General features: G+C 61.9%; 14 protein-coding genes. 8 read left to right on the top strand and 6 right to left on the bottom strand.

From position 1 onward, the window contains the following. A complete protein-coding gene (locus tag KQ910_RS04830; protein ID WP_216957341.1) occupies window positions 1–495 on the top strand; it encodes an O-acetyl-ADP-ribose deacetylase in 495 nt (164 codons plus the stop codon). Window positions 496–650: 155 nt separating this feature from the next. On the opposite strand, the gene KQ910_RS04825 is transcribed toward KQ910_RS04830, so the two are convergent. Next, window positions 651–1226, bottom strand: coding sequence for a DUF924 family protein (locus KQ910_RS04825; protein WP_216957340.1), 576 nt, complete (start codon window positions 1224–1226; stop codon window positions 651–653). A 47-nt stretch (window positions 1227–1273) separates the two neighbouring features. Here KQ910_RS04825 and KQ910_RS04820 point away from each other — a divergent pair, with 47 nt between their 5' ends. From KQ910_RS04820 to KQ910_RS04810, 3 genes are all read left to right on the top strand, one after another. Continuing rightward, window positions 1274–2839, top strand: coding sequence for an alkaline phosphatase family protein (locus tag KQ910_RS04820; protein WP_216957339.1), 1566 nt, complete (start codon window positions 1274–1276; stop codon window positions 2837–2839). A 14-nt stretch (window positions 2840–2853) separates the two neighbouring features. Next, on the top strand, window positions 2854–3861 hold the full coding sequence (locus KQ910_RS04815; protein WP_216957338.1) for a glutathione S-transferase N-terminal domain-containing protein: 1008 nt from the start codon (window positions 2854–2856) through the stop codon (window positions 3859–3861). A gap of 160 nt (window positions 3862–4021) precedes the next feature. Beyond that, window positions 4022–5401: an adenylate/guanylate cyclase domain-containing protein gene (locus KQ910_RS04810; protein WP_216957337.1), complete on the top strand. Its 1380-nt coding sequence runs from the start codon at window positions 4022–4024 to the stop codon at window positions 5399–5401. Between the two features lie 162 nt (window positions 5402–5563). Here the strand turns inward: KQ910_RS04810 and KQ910_RS04805 are convergent, their stop codons facing one another. Next, on the bottom strand, window positions 5564–6955 hold the full coding sequence (locus KQ910_RS04805; protein ID WP_216957336.1) for a phosphoribosyltransferase-like protein: 1392 nt from the start codon (window positions 6953–6955) through the stop codon (window positions 5564–5566). Further along, window positions 6948–10124: a hypothetical protein gene (locus tag KQ910_RS04800; protein WP_216957335.1), complete on the bottom strand. Its 3177-nt coding sequence runs from the start codon at window positions 10122–10124 to the stop codon at window positions 6948–6950. The genes KQ910_RS04805 and KQ910_RS04800 overlap by 8 nt, the downstream gene beginning before the upstream one ends. Before the next feature lie 435 nt (window positions 10125–10559). On the opposite strand from KQ910_RS04800, the gene KQ910_RS04795 reads away from it, so the two are divergent. From KQ910_RS04795 to KQ910_RS04780, 4 genes are read left to right on the top strand one after another with little or no spacing between them, the layout of a single operon-like run. Beyond that, entirely contained in the window at window positions 10560–11558 is a 999-nt protein-coding gene (locus KQ910_RS04795) for a Bug family tripartite tricarboxylate transporter substrate binding protein (RefSeq protein ID WP_216957334.1), read from the top strand. Between the two features lie 53 nt (window positions 11559–11611). Further along, window positions 11612–12805, top strand: coding sequence for an SGNH/GDSL hydrolase family protein (locus KQ910_RS04790; RefSeq protein ID WP_216957333.1), 1194 nt, complete (start codon window positions 11612–11614; stop codon window positions 12803–12805). A gap of 50 nt (window positions 12806–12855) precedes the next feature. After that, complete coding sequence (locus KQ910_RS27135) at window positions 12856–13671, top strand: universal stress protein (protein WP_216957332.1); 816 nt, start codon at window positions 12856–12858, stop codon at window positions 13669–13671. A 52-nt stretch (window positions 13672–13723) separates the two neighbouring features. After that, window positions 13724–13903: a hypothetical protein gene (locus KQ910_RS04780; RefSeq protein ID WP_216957331.1), complete on the top strand. Its 180-nt coding sequence runs from the start codon at window positions 13724–13726 to the stop codon at window positions 13901–13903. Window positions 13904–13993: 90 nt separating this feature from the next. On the opposite strand, the gene KQ910_RS04775 is transcribed toward KQ910_RS04780, so the two are convergent. The 3 genes from KQ910_RS04775 to KQ910_RS04765 are packed head-to-tail and all read right to left on the bottom strand — an operon-like array spanning window position 13994 to window position 15828. Beyond that, window positions 13994–14530, bottom strand: a complete 537-nt coding sequence (locus KQ910_RS04775) for a hemerythrin domain-containing protein (protein ID WP_216957330.1) — start codon at window positions 14528–14530, stop codon at window positions 13994–13996. A gap of 21 nt (window positions 14531–14551) precedes the next feature. Beyond that, on the bottom strand, window positions 14552–15427 hold the full coding sequence (locus KQ910_RS04770; protein ID WP_216957329.1) for a hypothetical protein: 876 nt from the start codon (window positions 15425–15427) through the stop codon (window positions 14552–14554). Beyond that, window positions 15424–15828 carry a phage holin family protein gene (locus KQ910_RS04765; RefSeq protein WP_216957328.1) on the bottom strand — a complete coding sequence of 135 codons (405 nt, stop codon included), beginning with the start codon at window positions 15826–15828 and terminating at the stop codon, window positions 15424–15426. The genes KQ910_RS04770 and KQ910_RS04765 overlap by 4 nt, the downstream gene beginning before the upstream one ends. Window positions 15829–15830 lie beyond the last annotated feature (2 nt).

Below are 15830 nucleotides of genomic sequence, written 5' to 3'. Positions count from 1 at the left end.
ATGAGCCGCATCGAGATCGTCGAGGGCGACATCACGCGCCTCGACGTCGATGCCATCGTGAACGCCGCCAACGAGAGCCTGTTGGGCGGCGGAGGCGTCGACGGCGCCATCCACCGCGCCGCGGGCCCCGAACTTCTCGCCGAATGCCGCACCCTGGGCGGCTGCCCGACGGGCGAAGCGAAGATCACGGCCGGCTATCGCCTCAAGGCGCGTCACGTCATCCATACCGTTGGCCCGGTCTGGCATGGCGGCAAGCAGGGCGAGCCCGAACTTCTGGCGCGCTGCTATCGCAACAGCCTGGCGCTCGCGATCGTGCACGGCCTGCACAGCATCGCCTTCCCCGCCATCTCGACCGGCATCTACGGCTATCCGAAGCGCGAAGCCGCCGAGATCGCCGTCCACGAGGTCAACATGATCCCGCTGATCGAGCAGGTCGTCTTCTGCTGTTTCGACACGGAAACCGCCGACCTCTACCGCGAGATCGTGGGCGTTTAGAATCTGCGTCGTCCCGACCGAAACATGCGTCACCCCCTCACCTAACCTCTCCCCCTAGCGGGGGAGAGGAACATGAAATTCAAACTCCTCTCCACCGCTAGGGGGAGAGGCTGGGTGAGGGGGCTGCGCACCGCCTATCAATCGCGGAACCTTCTTTACTGCCCGTACCTGTTCGCGTTCTTCAGGTACTCGATCTCCTCCGGCGTCGTGCTCCTGCCCAGCACCTCGTTGCGGTGGGGGAAGCGGCCGAAGCGGGCGACGACGTCGCGGTGGTCGATCGCCGATTTGATGTTGTTCTCGCCGCCGATCGTCTCGAACAGGGCGCAGGCGAACTGCTGGTCGGCGAGTTGTTCGCTGTGGCCGAACGGCATGTAGAAGAACAGACGCATGTCGACCGGGAAGACCGATGGATAGAAGCGCGCCACCGCATAACGCGCGATCTCGATGGCCCTGGCGTCGCCGGCGAAGGCGCGCGCCGTCTTGCGGAAGCAGTTCCGGGTGAACTGGTCGCAGAGAAGGATGAGTGCCAGCGCGCCCTCGGGCGAATCCTTCCAGGCGTCGAGGTCTCCGGCGATGGCGCGCTCGATCGCGGCGCCGAAGCGGCCGATCGTCTCGGCGTCGAACTCGGGCGTGCTCTTCCACCAGATGTCGCGCGGCTTGCCATGGTCGGGATGGCCGAGCGGCAGGAACCAGAAATCGATGATGTCGCGGATGGACGGGGCGTCTTTCATGCGGCTTAGTTAGGCAGGCCGCAAAGAAGCCGTCGAGAGAGGAAACCTTGGGCAAGGTCAAAAACGTTCTGTTCATCATGTGCGACCAGCTGCGCGCGGACCATCTGTCCTGCGCCGGCCATCCCCACCTGAAGACCCCGGCGATCGATGCGCTGGCGGCGCGCGGCGTGCGCTTCCCGCGTGCCTACGTGCAGTCGGGCGTCTGCGGCCCGAGCCGCATGAGCTTCTATACCGGCCGCTACGTGTCGAGCCACGGCGCAACCTGGAATCGCGTGCCGCTCTCCTTGCGCGAAAAGACCATCGGCGACTTCCTGTCGGCGGCCGGGATCAAGGTAGCCCTCGCCGGCAAGACCCACGTCCTGCCCGACCTTGAGGCGCTGGAACGGTTCGGCATCGAAGGCGGTTCGGCGCTGGACGCGCTGATGCGCGCCGGTCGCTTCGAGGAGCTCGATCGCTACGACGGTCACTCGCCGCCGGGCGGGGAAAGCGGCTACGCCGATTATCTGCGCCGGCACGGCTATGTGTCCGACGATCCCTGGAGCGACTTCGTGATCGCGGCCGACGGGCCAAACGGCGAGAAGGCCTCGGGCTGGCACATGCGCAACGTCCACCTGCCCGCGCGTGTGAAGGAGGAGCATTCCGAGACCGCCTACATGACCCGCGAGGCGATGCGCTTCATCGACGAGATGGGCGAGACGCCGTGGTGCCTGCATCTCAGCTACGTGAAGCCGCACTGGCCCTACATGGCGCCGGCGCCCTATCACAACATGTACGGCGCTGCCGACATGCTCCCTCTGAACCGCGACGAGCAGGAACGCGCGAACGAGCATCCCGTGCTGGCCGCCTATCGCGAGATGGAGGAATCGGTCTCCTTCAGCCGACCCGAGGCGCCGGGCATCGTGCGGCCGGCCTATATGGGTCTCATCACCCAGCTCGACGACTGGCTCGGCCGCCTGTTCGCCCACATGGAGCGCGCCGGTCGTCTCGACGACACGCTGATCGTCTTCACCGCCGATCACGGAGACTTCCTGGGCGACCACTGGCTGGGCGAGAAGGAGATGTTCTACGAGGAGGCGCAGCGCGTTCCCTTCATCGTGGTCGACCCCGATCCCGAGGCCGACCTGACGCGCGGCACCGTGGACGAGCGCTTCGTGGAGGCGATCGACGTCGTCCCGACCATCCTCGAGACGCTGGGCCTGCCAACGCAGGATCACCTGCTCGAGGGCCGCTCGCTGTTGCCGCTGCTGCGCAAGATCCACCTCGACTCCTGGCGCGACGCGGTCTTCTCCGAACTCGACTATTCCTTCCGTGAGGCGCGCAAGATCCTGGGCCGCAAGCCCAACGAGTGCCGCGCCATCATGGTCCGCACCGACCGCTGGAAGTACGTCTGGTGGCAAGGCTACCGGCCGATGCTCTTCGATCTCGCCAACGACCCGAAGGAACGCCGCGATCTGGGCAACGACCTGACCTACGCGCCAATCTTCCGTGAGATGGAGGAGCGGCTGAACGCTTGGGCGAAGGCACGCAAGAGCCGCGTCACCGTCGACGACGCCTATGTCGAGGCGCGCACGGCCAAACACCGTCAGCACGGCATCTTCTTCGGCCAGTGGTAAAAATGAGTGGTGACATGAAAGCGAACCCCTACATCCTCCACGGCATCGGCCCGTCGCCCTACTCGGTGAAGATGCGCGCCATCCTGCGTTATCGCCGGTTGCCCTTCGTGTGGAAGGCCGACGGCTCGGCGCGCGATGTTGCGGTCGGAGCCGGCCTGCCGCCCGTGATCCCGGCGCTGACGTTTCCCGACGGTACGGTGATGAACGATTCGACGCCGCTCGCCCATGCGCTGGAGCGCGCCCATCCCGGCCAGCGTTCGATCGTGCCGGACGATCCGGCGCACGCCTTTCTCAGCGACCTCCTCGAGGATTTCGGCGACGAGTGGGTCACCAAGGCGATGTTCCACTATCGCTGGTTCTACGAAGCCGATCGCGTGTTCGCGCAAGTCTGGGTGATCACCTCGCGCGATCCGCAGATGCCGCAGGACAGGCGGCGCGAGGCGATGCAGTCCTTCAACGACCGCCAGGTCGGTCGCATGGCGATGGTCGGTTGCACCGACGCCAACCGGCCCGTCATCGAGGACAGCTACCGCTTCATCCTCGATACGCTCGAAGGGCATGTCGGCAAGATGGAGTTCCTGTTCGGCTCGCGGCCGTCGCTGGCGGATTTCGGCCTGTTCGGCCAGCTCCAGATCCTGTCGGTCGATCCCACGCCGATGGAGGAGATGCGGCGCCGGGCGCCCGACGTCTATTGCTGGCTGCTGCGTCTCGACGACGCCTCGGGCGTCGAGGGCGAGTGGCTGGCGGCCGATGCGCCCTTGCCGGATGGTGTGATCGCGCTGCTCCGGCATTGCGGCGAGACCTACCTGCCGTTCCTGGCCGCCAACCGTGCCGCGCTCGAAGCGGGCGCGTCGTCGGTCGATCTCGACATACTGGGCCGCCGGTGGAGCCAGGCGCCCTTCCGTTACCAGGCCAAGTGCTACGACGCGTTGCGCAAGAAGCTGGCGGCGCTGCCCGCCGATGTACGTCGGCGGCTCGATCCGGTTCTCGATGCCGCGGGCTGCCTGCGCTGGCTCCAGTAGTTCGGCTCTCCCTCGGTAATCCGGCACAGGTCATTGTGGTCGTTCTCGGGCAAGGCCTGAGAATTTCTCGGTCCGCTTTCACGGTTGTTTGAACGAAACTTCGTTCACGCGCACACGCGGAGCGCGTAAGCCGTTCAGCCCCCCACGAAGCGGACGAGACATGTCATCAGCCCTTGCCCAAGACGGCGCGTCTGCGCGCCTGCGTGTTCGTCTCGAGGAAGAAGAACATGCAGGCTTGGCCTTTGCCTTCCGCTTCCGCCTGATCGCGCTCGGTACCGTGGCCGTATGGCTGCTTTTCGCCGCCGGGCCGGCGCGCGTCGGCGTCGGTGTCGGCGCCTGCGTGACGATGATGGCGACGGCCTGGCTGGTCTATGCCTTCCGTGCCTCGCCGCACGCTCGGGCGCTGCAGCTCGCCGTCACTGTCATCGACGTGACGGTCATCACCATCGGCACCATCGTGCCGATTCCCGGCGCGGAGAACGGGCTGTGGCTCGAACAGGTATTCGGTCGGCGCTCGCTGTTCCTTTATCTCGTGATCTACCTGACCGCGAGCGCCCTCAGCTACTCGGTGCGCACCGTGATCCTGACCGGCGCCGCGTCGCTCGTGGCCCTGGCGAGCAGCTTTGCCTGGACCGCGCTCGACCAGGCGCGGATGTCTGGCATCGACCTCCCCGGCGTATCGGAGCTCTGGCCCGTGGCGCGGTCCATCTTCGCGCGGTTGATCGGTCCCGGGTTCGTTACGCCCGAGGCCTTCCTCGTCCAGCAGCTCATCTTCATGACGCTGTGCACCGGCTTCATCGCCGTCGCCGTCTGGCGCGCGCGCGCGCATCTCGGGCGCACGCTGATGGCCGAGGGCGAGCGCAACAACCTCGCGCGCTTTTTCTCGCCGAACCTGGTCGATCGCCTCGCCGGCGGCCGGCACGACTTCGAGGTCGCGCGCGAGAGCAAGGCCACGGTCCTCTTCGTCGATGTCGTGGGATTCACGCGCCTGATGGAAGGCCAGCCGCCGCAGCAGACGATCGACTTCCTGCGCGTCTTCCACGAGCGCATGGCGGAGTGCATCTTCGGCCACGGCGGCACGCTCGACAAATTCATCGGCGACGGCGTGATGGCGACCTTCGGGACGCCCGACGCGCAGCCCGACGACGAGACCCGCGCGCTGCGCTGTGCGCTCGACATGGTGCGGTCGGTCGAGGACTGGAACCGCGGCCGCCGCACGCGCGGCCTGCCTGCCGTGCGCATTGCCGTCGGTGTCCATGTGGGCCCCGTGCTGATGGGTGCCATCGGCAGCCGCAACCGACTCGAGTACAGCGCCGTCGGCGATACGGTGAACGTGGCGAGCCGCCTGGAACATCTGGCGCGTGCCCACGACGCCTCGATCGTCGCCAGCGCCGAGACGCTGGCCGCCGCCGTCAATTCGGGAGGTTTCACGGCAGGCGACAGCAAGCACTTTCGCCCGGTGGGGGCCGTGCAGGTCCCCGGCCGGGGCGAGCCGGTCGAGGTGTTCGTCGTACCGGTTTCCGGGAGGGCCACCCGCTGAGCGACCTCGAAGGCCGCAGCGCGAGCTGTGTCCGAGTTTGCTCAATATCTCAACCGGTGAATTGCATTCTACCTATCGCTGGCAACCGAAGTATCCATGTTGGCTGCGGTAACAAAGCCAGGAACGTCAGCTCGGAATGCCTTTGTTATAGCGGCGAGTAAACTAGCGACGAGGAAGTAAAGGTTCCCACGGATTGATCTCACTTCCCGAAGCCCAAATGATGGGCAATGAGCAATTTGGCACATTGTAGTTGGTTGCGATGCACCATTGGCAATCATTCCACCCAAGTGGGTGTTTGGGATAAAGTTTCTTCCCAATGATCGTGCAAACAGCTTGAAACAGTTCGCGACGAACTGGGTCGGAAATTATTGAACTGTTGTCGCCAAAAATACTTTCGGTGGGTCCGAGCACGCGCGTTGCTTCTACGGAAATTTTACCTATGCCTCGCGGATCGCCAACTATCCGGTCTATTCCACTCTTGCTAGCTAGCGCTGAAACAACGACAAGAGAATTTGCTGGTGACTTCAACCATTCCAAGAAACGATGAGAATCAACTGTCCCTTTATTTTCAAACAGGGACTTCACAATCGTGCCACCGCTGCCAATGACATCATCAACGCATAATACAACATCTGCAGTCACTTTTCCGAACGTTACATCGTTCAGGGGGACAGGCGTCGGCTTCAAATTGCGGATCTCGTAAAGAAGTGCTCCTTCACTTTTCCCGCCAGCTTGAATCGTGGTTACCCTTACCGTCTTGCTTTTATTCCTTGCTCTAAGAGCTTCCAAAGTATGGGAGATGTAATTCGATATCTCTCCTTTCGTGATGTATCCAATTCGGTTCAGATACTGGAGTACCAGAAGCGCTTCGCGTTCGACGCCATACTTCTTGAATTGGGAGACCCACTTTTCAATCCTTTCCGGTCGAACCGGTTCATCAACATAGGTCCAGAGTTGGCTAATGCTTTTGCAGAATCGCTCTATTTCACTATTGGTTAGCGCACGAGTCTGTTGCTGATCTTGTAGCAAGGAGAAGTCAGCTTGCACACCTGATAGGCCGCGAACAAGGAATCGCGCGACCATATCAATGCCAGGTCCATGATAGTCCGCAAGACGCGCTAGCTCCGTGAATGAGTTTGTTGCAGCGGTGAGAACTGATTTCAAATTCACGTCAAAGACGAGTCGTCGGCAATCAAGAGTAGCAACAGGTTCGTCGACCAGAAAGACAATGTCCGGTCTTCTTGAAAGATAGGCCGGCATATTGAGAAAGGCTGCGTCTGCAGCGACGCCTCGGCATTCCACAATCCACGGCCCTTCTAAAACAGATTGAGCCGTTACGTTGTTGACTTTAATGATTTGAGCGGCGCGTTCACTAGCGTCTATCCGCGTCGCGATCGCCGTCGCCAAGTCGTAACAATCATCGGTGGGCGGAGTTGATCCGGGCGGCAAGATAAGCTGAATGGCGGAATCTCGCTGAATTTCAACCAGTAGCTCTTCTGCTAGGAAGCGAAAGAAAATTCGCTTTCCTTCAATATATGTAAGGGCTCTAGCCATTTTGAGGCGAGCCTAGTCCCATTGTTTGTAAGTCGTGATCGGCGAAGCGCCTCGTCACGCCCTGCAATCCCAGCAAACGAATGCGCAGATACACAGGAAGATATTGGCCGTTCTTGATGTCTCCAAATTGTCGTGGTTGGAATTTAACCCGGATGCCTGTGTTCTTGATCACTGACCAGCCTTCGTGCTCGTCTGTAACCCGTACTACGAATGACTTGGGTGTAGGGACGCCCGATACATCTAGCAAGACGCGTTCGTTAATCCAGAACCAGCTATCCGGGTCCGCGATTCTCGAGTTGGAGATCGCGCGGAAAATACTGGCTGCGGCTTCAAAATGCCCTAACTGACACAACAAGGCAGCATGGTCATGTCTGTATGGTTCATACTGAGCAGAGTTCTGAGTTCGAATAGAGTCTAACACTTCCAATCGTCGCTCGAACTCTATGCGACCGATTGGGTCGCCAAGCATAAGCTTATAAATACAGAGTGAAGTTGCAGAAGATGGATTCGCAATTCCTTCGAGCATCTTGCGAACCTCACGCAAGGCCTTCGCTTTTTGTGGATCTAGGAAGGCCTCTTTTAGTGGCGAAGTACGGCAAGTCATTCGGATCTTCAAGAGCGCTGACACAACGATCATGGTGTGTTGATCGAGTAGTACGCGATTGCCTGTACTTAGCTTCTTGGCTACTTCAATTAGCCGCGCCGCAAGCTGCGCGATTTGGAAATCGGCACTTTCTTCGTCGGTGTTGTTCCAGCGACGCTCGCTATTCAAATTGATCAAATCTTCGAGTCTGTCCTCCGCACGCTCGAAGGTTGCAATTGCGTCACCAAGATCCTCAAGAATGCCCTTCTCCAGGACTCGTAGCGCCGTCCCGACATAGTTGAAGAGAGCGTGGCCATTAGCGGGGTCACGCTCTATTGCTTCGCTTGCTCTATCTAACGACTCCTTAAATAGGATACCGGCTCGGTCCACCTTTCCGCGCAAAGAACATGCTTGGGCGAACTGTGCTAAACCTGCCGAGAGTGTATTGAATACATGACTTAGTTTTTCGTGCTGATCGGGGATTTTCGCAGCGGCAACAAGAAGTCGAGACGCTTCAGAAATTGAACTATCTGCTAGTTCGAAGCATGCTTCGATCGGTACACGCGTTTGTTCTGGATTCTCTATAGCTTCTACGCACGCATGTAACACATGCACGTAAAAGCGTGCTCGATGATGACAGATGGTCCGACTATTCTCTTCGATTTCTCTTGGGATGGCGCTGAAAATTTCGCGAGCGGCCCGTTGGATCTGGGTGTCCACATCTAGCGAAAATGAGCGGGAGCCGCTTTGAAAGCGGCGGCCGATTACGTAAGCGATCTGCTCGGCAAACCAGCGATCTGCCTCGCTTCCTGCCAGCCGACTTAAAGTCGGTAATAGGCCTGCGAATGGGGCTTCCCCTTCTAACGGATCTATAATGCGCATTAGCAAAAGGCCGATGGCCTGATGACGAATATGAACTCCCCAGTTGACCCTTTCCCAACCGAGGCGATTCCACCGAAAGAAGGAGTCAAGGAGCCGTTGATCCGCTATCGATACTCGCCCAAATAGTGGCTCTTCCAGAGACTGCTCTCGCAATAGCGATTCGAGCGGTACAGATAGGCCATATGCGCCAGCGGTTGCCAGAATTCGGACCAACAGGCGACCACTTTCCGTTGAAATTTCTGACCATCGCCGGAATAAATATCGTTCAAGGCTACGCTCGTCACGCACCCGATCCTTTACGAAGGGATAGAGGCCAACCAAGAAAAGTGGTGGTGTAACAACACCTGCCGATTTGTGATCTGACGAATGCCTACGAAGTCGTCCAAAGCCCTCGTAGTAGGCCTTCCATTCATCGTCTGTTGGAATCGCTTGCAAACCATTAGAAGCACAGAAATCTCTTAGATGTGCCCCTATCTTGAGTACTTCTGCTTCATCTGTATCTGCCCTTAGCCTAAGAACACCTGCGGAATTATCGAGTTCACTTTCAGATCTTCTAAGCGCTCTAACAACGAGCACCTTGCGGTTGATGTCTGCGAGCTGCCCCCGCAGTAACCTGGAGAATCTTGCCGGCAATTCAGCATCGGAATCGAGAATTAGGCAAAAGGGTAATGACCCCGAACCTGACCCTCTACCCGTCCGTGCCGCTGCCCATTTTTCCTGAATGTCAATAATCAAGTGCTGCAAGGATTCGATTGAGAGTTCTTTAGGATCAGGCCGGGTAATCATCGTTGGATAGCCATCTCGGGCTACCGCGAGCGCAATTTGACGCAAGGTAGTTGTGCAGCCGCTACCGGCTTCTGCAAACAAGAGAATGTGCTCGATCGAATCGAGCGGATCTATATCACTTTGATCGAGGTTTCTAATTCGATCGCGAACAAAGTCTATTGGGTCAACAAGTTGCTCTTTGTGGCGTCGGCCGTTGCCGAAAACAGAGCATACGCTGCCTCGACTACACGCGGCACCGGCGCGCAGCGCTGGCCATACAGCGTCACCGGAGAGAAATGCGTCGAAATCTGCCTGTAGGACTTGAGCGGGTGCTTGCACATAGCCACGCGTCATCAACTCCCAGCTGTCCGCAATCGCCTCAACTCGTATGCCGTCGGGAGAGATACCTGAAGCATCTTTGAGATCTAGGACGTCTTCTTTTCCGAGCTCCACATAATAAGACGAAATCGCATCCAGCAATTGATTCGCCGAGTCGTCCCACGGCGTAGCGCCCTCGAGCGAAGGTCCTGGACCACTGCCTGTTGGTGGTGCGACGATTAATTTCGCTTCAGGCGCTAGAGCACTGAGAATTTCATGCCATCTTTGAAGGCGTTCGCCACTGCCAACTGCGATGACTACTCCCTCGTAGCCCTCTACTTTATTTTCCAGCTCTTCGGCATGACGTCTCTTTCGTAGAATCGCCGAGTGGGCCGCTCCGGTACTAATGGAGGTATCGAAAATATAGGTAATCCCGCGCCCTCTTGTCGTCGGTGGAACATCAGATAGGGCGTGAACCACTACTGCAGGGATATCGTCAAGCGATGCCAAAATCTTCGATAGTCTATCATTCTCAACTTCGCTCCAAATGGCTAGCCAGGGCAATCTCAAGACGCGAATAATTGTGCTGTCTTCGCAATCAGCTGCGAGCCAAGCGGCCAATCGGCGCCTACTCAAGTAGTCTTGAAAAGACATATCATTATCTGACGGCATATCTTCGACCTGATTGTGCCGCTGAAGTCTATTCGAAATGGTTCACATTACAATGCTACTAACGGTTGCCACCCCGGGCATCGACGTTGAGATGGTCGATTGAATGCTGCCGGTCCTGCTGCTGACCTGCGCTAGAGACTATCTCGAACGCGATCTTGGCGAATTTGTGCTGGCGACAGCAAACGCTTCCACCCCGTCGGCGCGATCCATCTGCTGGGCGGCGTCGAATCAATAGGGGCGTCTATCGGGCCTGCTTTGAGGTTGCGGCCCGCTGAGCGACCTCGAAGGCCGCAGCGCGAGGGGAGGATGCGGCGTCGCGTGACGCCTGCCGGAGGGGCTGTTAGCGTCCGCGCCATAGATCAAGAAGAGTAGCGTGGAGGAGCAATGTTCGAGTTCAAGCCTACCCGTCGTGCCGTGCTGGCCGGCGCCGCCGCGACCCTTGCCGCGCCCCTCGTCGCGCCCGGCCTCGCGCGTGCGCAGGACGCGTTCCCCAGCAAGCCGATCAAGTTCATCGTGCCCTATACGCCGGCCGGCGCGACCGACAACATCTCGCGCATCGTAATGGCCAAGGTGTCCGAGATCCTCGGCCAGCAGGTTCTGATCGACAACAAGGCGGGTGGCGGCGGCACCATCGGCACCGACGCGATCGCCAAGGCAGCCCCCGACGGCTACACGATCGGCCTCGTCACCATCTCCATGTTCTGCATGGCGCCGGCGCTCTACGCCAAGCTGCCCTACGATTCGGCCAAGGATTTCTCGCCGATGGCCGGCATGTCGGTGTGGCCGAACATGCTGGTGGTCCATCCCAGCGTGCCGGCCAAGACCGTGCCGGAACTGATCGCGCTGCTGAAGGCCAACCCGGGCAAGTACAACATGGCCTCGTCAGGTTCGGGCACCACGATTCATCTCGCCGGCGAGATGTTCAAGCAGCTCACCGGAACCGACATGCTGCATGTCCCCTACAAGGGCAGCGCCGGCGCGGTACAGGACCTGATCGCGGGCAACGTCCACATCATGTTCGACAACATGCCGAGCTGCTTCCCGCATGTGCAGGCCGGCAAGCTGCGGGCGCTGGGCGTCACCAGCCGCGAGCGCAACAAGGCCGCGCCCGACGTGCCAGCGATCATCGAATTCGTGCCGAACTACGTCGTGGAAGTCTGGATGGGCTTCGGCGGCCCGGCGGGCGTGCCGCAACCTATCGTCGACAAGCTTTCGGCCGCCGGCATCAAGGCGCTCGAGGATGCCGGCGTGAAGGCCAAGTTCGCCGCCCTCGGCACCGACCCGTGGCCAATGTCGCCCAAGGGCCTGCAGGACCGCATCGTGAGCGAGATCGCGGTGTGGGCGCCCATTGTCAAGGCGAGCGGCGCCAAGGTGGACGGCTGAGGCCGCGCCGACCGGACCTCGAACCCGCGAGCCGCCCTCCTCTGTGGAGGGCGGTGGTCGCTGCGCTTTTCTTTCTGATGGTCGTTCCCGCCCTCGGCTTCTGGGGGGCGGTGACATGGGCCTCGTCGGTGCTGGGCGCAATGGCGCTCCTCATCGTCTGGTTCCTGCTGATGCTGGTGGCTGCGCCGCGGCTTCGAAGCCTCTCGCTCCTCCTGTTCACGGTTTCGGTCGGCCTCCTCGCCGGCGAGCTGCTGCTGCGCAGCGATCTGATGAACCGCTACGTCGAGGATCGCGACCTCTCCGAGTTCCGGCGCGGACTGGAGACGACGCTGGAGCCGCTGATCGTGCCCGATCCGGCCCTGGCCTATCGCCTGTCGCCGGACCGCAAGGCGCGCGCGACCGCGGTCAAGAACGGGCGCACGATCTACGATGTCACCTACACGACCGACGTCCACGGCTTCCGCGCCCTGCCGCCGGATAGGAAACCCGCCGGAGATACACCGGTGCTGATCCTGGGCGATTCTTTTGCCTTCGGCAGCGGCCTGCCCGACGACGAGACGCTGGCCTGGTATCTGCGCGAGGAGTCGGGCGCGGAGCTGCAGCCGGTGAACCTCGCGGTGAAGGGCTACGGCATTCATCAGGTGCTGCGGCAGCTCGAGATCGGCGAACCGCTGCGATCGGGTCATCAGCGCTTTCCCTGGGCGGTGCTGTCGATCGTCGACGACCATGTGCTGCGTGTGGCCGGCCGGGTCCAGTGGCTGCACGACAGCCCGCGCTACGTCGTCGAACGGGACGGTCGGCTGGTGGCGCGGGGCACCTGGGTGCATCCGTCGGACTTCGTCGAATCGCTGATTGTCGGCTCGCGCCTCTTCGCGCTCGCCTGGAAGGCCTTCGAGGTCGACGAACCCGGCGAGCAGCGCCTGTTCGTCCGCATCCTGCAGGAGATCAAGGCGAAGCTCGCCGCCGACTACGGCGCCAGACTCGTGGTGCTCTATTATTCCGGCGAGACCTGGCACGGCGATCTTGCAGGCTGGCGCGACATGATGGTGCCTTTGCTCTGCAAGGCCGACGTCCAGGTCCTCGACGTCAACGCGCTGCTGCCGCGGCCGCCGCAGCCGGTCGATCGGTTCTACATCGCCGACGATGGCCATCCGACAGCGCTTCTCAACCGGACCATCGCCGCGGCGCTGGTCGAGGATTTCAGGCGCGGCACGGTGGATCGCGGCAGCCTTCGGTGTGCCCGGTGATGCCCGGTCTGTGCTAATTCCCTTGTCGGTGAGGGCGGGGGAGACGGCGCGTGTACAAATCCATTCTGGCGATATCCGAGGGCGGCCCCGATGCGGTCCTGTCGTTCCGCCTCGCTGCGCGCGTTGCGGTGCTGTTCGACGCCACGGTGGACGCGGTGCATTTCTCGGAGGCCCGCCGCGGCGACGCCGACATCGCGCTTCAGTCGATGCCCTTCCTGAAGACCGATTCCGACACTCGCGTCGAGGCACGCGCCCGCGAGTCCGAGCGCGCCTACCGCGAGCTGATCGCGCCGCTCGCCGGCGCGACGTTCAGCGGCCCCGGCCTGAAGCGCGCGCGGCTGGTCGCCATGGGCCGCGAGTCGAGCCTGCTGCTGCTGGGGCGTCCCGGCGGCGATCCCGAGAACATCGCCCCCGAGACCGTTCACGCCGCGCTGTACGAATGCGCGCGACCCGTGATGATCGCGCCGCCGCATGCCGATCACCGGCCGATCTCTTCGGTCGTCGTCGCCTGGAACGGCAGCGCGCAGGCGGCGCGGGCCGTCGGCTATGCAATGCCGTTTCTCGCCAAGGCGCAGAAGGTGACGGTTCTGGTGGCCGGCGCGGCGCCCGATGCTGTCGGCACGCCGTTCCTGGTGCGCACGCTCGGCCGCCACGGCATCGCCGCGGCCGTCGAAACGATGGATTCCGGCGAGGTGTCGGGCCGCGCCCGGGGCCGCGCGCTGCTGGAATACACCAAGGAAAGGGGTGCGGGTCTGTTGGTCATGGGCGCCTACGGGCATGGCGGCCTGTCGAACTTCCTGGGCCTCGGCGGCGCGACGGCGAAGGTGATCGCTTCATGTCCCATGCCGCTTCTGCTCGCGCACTGAGTGCGACACAACAAGCTTCGGACTCGCGGCCCAAAGACCTGTACAAGGCTTAATGAGCAACGAAGCATTCGGCAAACACATGGTGTGGACGGTGGACCCGCGCACCCAATCTGAAATCGGCATCGGCTATTCGAGCCTGGTGGAAGCCCAGGCCGAGGCCGTCAAACTGGAGCAGGTGGGCTACAAGATCCTTCGGATCAGCCCCACATCGCTGCCCAAGCCGAATTCCTGAGCGTGAGACGCTAGTCAGTCTCCCTGCAACAAGCCCGGCGAATCGCTTCGCCGGGCTTTTTTGTGCGGAGACGAACGGGGGGCTTCCCGATCAGGTGGTCGCCTCGAGCGGCTTGCTCTGGACCAGCTCATGGCCCGTGAAGCTGCGTGTCTCGGGCGGCGGCAGCTCCGCATTCTTGAACTCGGCCATGAGCTGCTGCTTGCGTGCCTTCAGGTGCTCCCCGAGGCCCATGAGGTCGGCGCCGGCCTTGCGCAGTTGCGCGAACAGGCCCTCGCCGGGGCGCTCTTCTTCCTTCACGTGATGCTTGATCATCTCGGACAGGACCTTGACCTTGGCGTCGTAGAACTCGTCGTCGGGCGAGCCGGCCGAGATTTCGGCGATCAGCACCTTGGCGCCGTCGTGCTCGACATAGGCCTCATCGAGCAGATCGTCCTCCACTTCGCCCTTGCTGGCGGGATAGAGGATCTCCTCCTCGATGATCGCGTGAACGGTGAGCTCGGTGCAGATCTGTGTCGCCAGGCTCTGCTTGCGCTCCGGACCCTTGGCCTTCTCGAACTTCGCGAACAAATCTTCGACCTTGCGGTGATCGGCCTTCAGCAGGGCGACGGCATCCTGTTTGGCGGGCATGGGAACTCCTTCGGTATCGGATCAGGCGGAACGGGAAGACGAAGTGGGCACCATCGAATCGACGAGCTTGCCGGCCATGTCGCCGACCTTCTCGCCGAGATGGGCGTCGGCGATCTGCTCGCCGACGGCGGTCTTTGCGGTCTCGAGGACGTCGCGACCCTTGTCGATCGCCTCGGCGCCAACCTTGCCCAGCACCTGACGCTCGGCCTGCGACACCGGGAGCGCCGCGCCGAACAGGGCACCCAGCGCCGTCCCGATGGCGGCGACGAGGATGGGCTGCTCCTCGAAGAGCTTCGTGACGGCCTGCCGGGTATCGGCGGCGAGCTTCGATGCATCCTGGTTGAGATGCTCGGCCGTCTCCTTGCCCTCTTCGACCAGCCGCTTGGCATGGTCGACCTGCTCGCCCGCTGCGCCGCGGACGGCGTCGGCCGCTCCCTTGGCCTGATCGGTCAGGGAAGCCGCCGTATCGAGCGCCAGCTTTTCGGCTTTCGTGGCCATTCCCGCGACTTTGTCGGTTGCCTGCCCGGCGAGGGACTTGGCGGTGTCGGCCGCCGTGCTGGCGGCGCTCTTCACCTTTCCGGCCGCCGCCGTGGCGGCGTCGGTGCCGACGGTCGTCGCGGTCTTGAGCGCGGAAGTCGCCGTCGCCATCACGTCGGCCCCGGTGGTGCGCGTCAGCATCATGGTCAGGCCGGCGCCGATCAGCAGGGCCGCGCCGGGATTGGTGCGGGCCGATTCGGCCAGGCTTTTCACCACCGAGAGGCTGCTGTCGCGCAGAACGCCGACCAGCTCGGTCGAGAGGGCGGAGGTGGTCATGCCTTCGCGCAGCTGGCCGAGGGTGTTGGACAGACCGGCGCGCTGGGCCTCGGCTTCGCGTTGGAGTTGGGCGCTCTCTCTCATGTCAGGTTCTCCTTCGCCATGCGGGCGTCGTTCTTCAGGGATGTGATGGTGCGGGTCGGTGTGGGATCGACGGCGCCGAGCGTCTTTTTGCCGGCCATCAGGATGACGATGCCGCCCACTGCCGATCCGCCGGCGACGACCAGGATCGCCACGGCGGGGGTGACTCCGCTTTCGATCAGGGCGGCGACGAGCGCCTGGAGTACCAGGATGAGGGCGCCGATCATGAAGACGGTGCCCACGAGCATCATGACGATGCCGCTGACGAGGCTGGTTCGCAGCGCCTCGGCCTTCTCCCCCAGTTCGACCCGGGCGAGACGGATCTCGGTCTGAATGAGGTCGGCGCTTCGTCCCAGCGCGTCCGTCACCAGGGCAACGACGCCCGGCCTTTCGGTGGTGTTCATGC

Source organism: Reyranella humidisoli (assembly GCF_019039055.1).
Lineage (GTDB): Bacteria > Pseudomonadota > Alphaproteobacteria > Reyranellales > Reyranellaceae > Reyranella > Reyranella humidisoli.
Note: the sequence above shows the minus strand (reverse complement) of the source record. Positions and strands in the feature narration are given on the sequence as shown.

Bases quoted from the DNA above. Each gene is read 5' to 3' on its own strand.
- KQ910_RS04830 (WP_216957341.1), top strand. From the start codon at position 1: ATGAGCCGCATCGAGATCGTCGAGGGCGACATCACGCGCCTCGACGTC.
- KQ910_RS04825 (WP_216957340.1), bottom strand. From the start codon at position 1,226: ATGAAAGACGCCCCGTCCATCCGCGACATCATCGATTTCTGGTTCCTG.
- KQ910_RS04815 (WP_216957338.1), top strand. From the start codon at position 2,854: ATGAAAGCGAACCCCTACATCCTCCACGGCATCGGCCCGTCGCCCTAC.
- KQ910_RS04810 (WP_216957337.1), top strand. From the start codon at position 4,022: ATGTCATCAGCCCTTGCCCAAGACGGCGCGTCTGCGCGCCTGCGTGTT.
- KQ910_RS04805 (WP_216957336.1), bottom strand. From the start codon at position 6,955: ATGGCTAGAGCCCTTACATATATTGAAGGAAAGCGAATTTTCTTTCGC.
- KQ910_RS04795 (WP_216957334.1), top strand. From the start codon at position 10,560: ATGTTCGAGTTCAAGCCTACCCGTCGTGCCGTGCTGGCCGGCGCCGCC.
- KQ910_RS04780 (WP_216957331.1), top strand. From the start codon at position 13,724: ATGAGCAACGAAGCATTCGGCAAACACATGGTGTGGACGGTGGACCCG.
- KQ910_RS04775 (WP_216957330.1), bottom strand. From the start codon at position 14,530: ATGCCCGCCAAACAGGATGCCGTCGCCCTGCTGAAGGCCGATCACCGC.
- KQ910_RS04770 (WP_216957329.1), bottom strand. From the start codon at position 15,427: ATGAGAGAGAGCGCCCAACTCCAACGCGAAGCCGAGGCCCAGCGCGCC.
- KQ910_RS04765 (WP_216957328.1), bottom strand. From the start codon at position 15,828: ATGAACACCACCGAAAGGCCGGGCGTCGTTGCCCTGGTGACGGACGCG.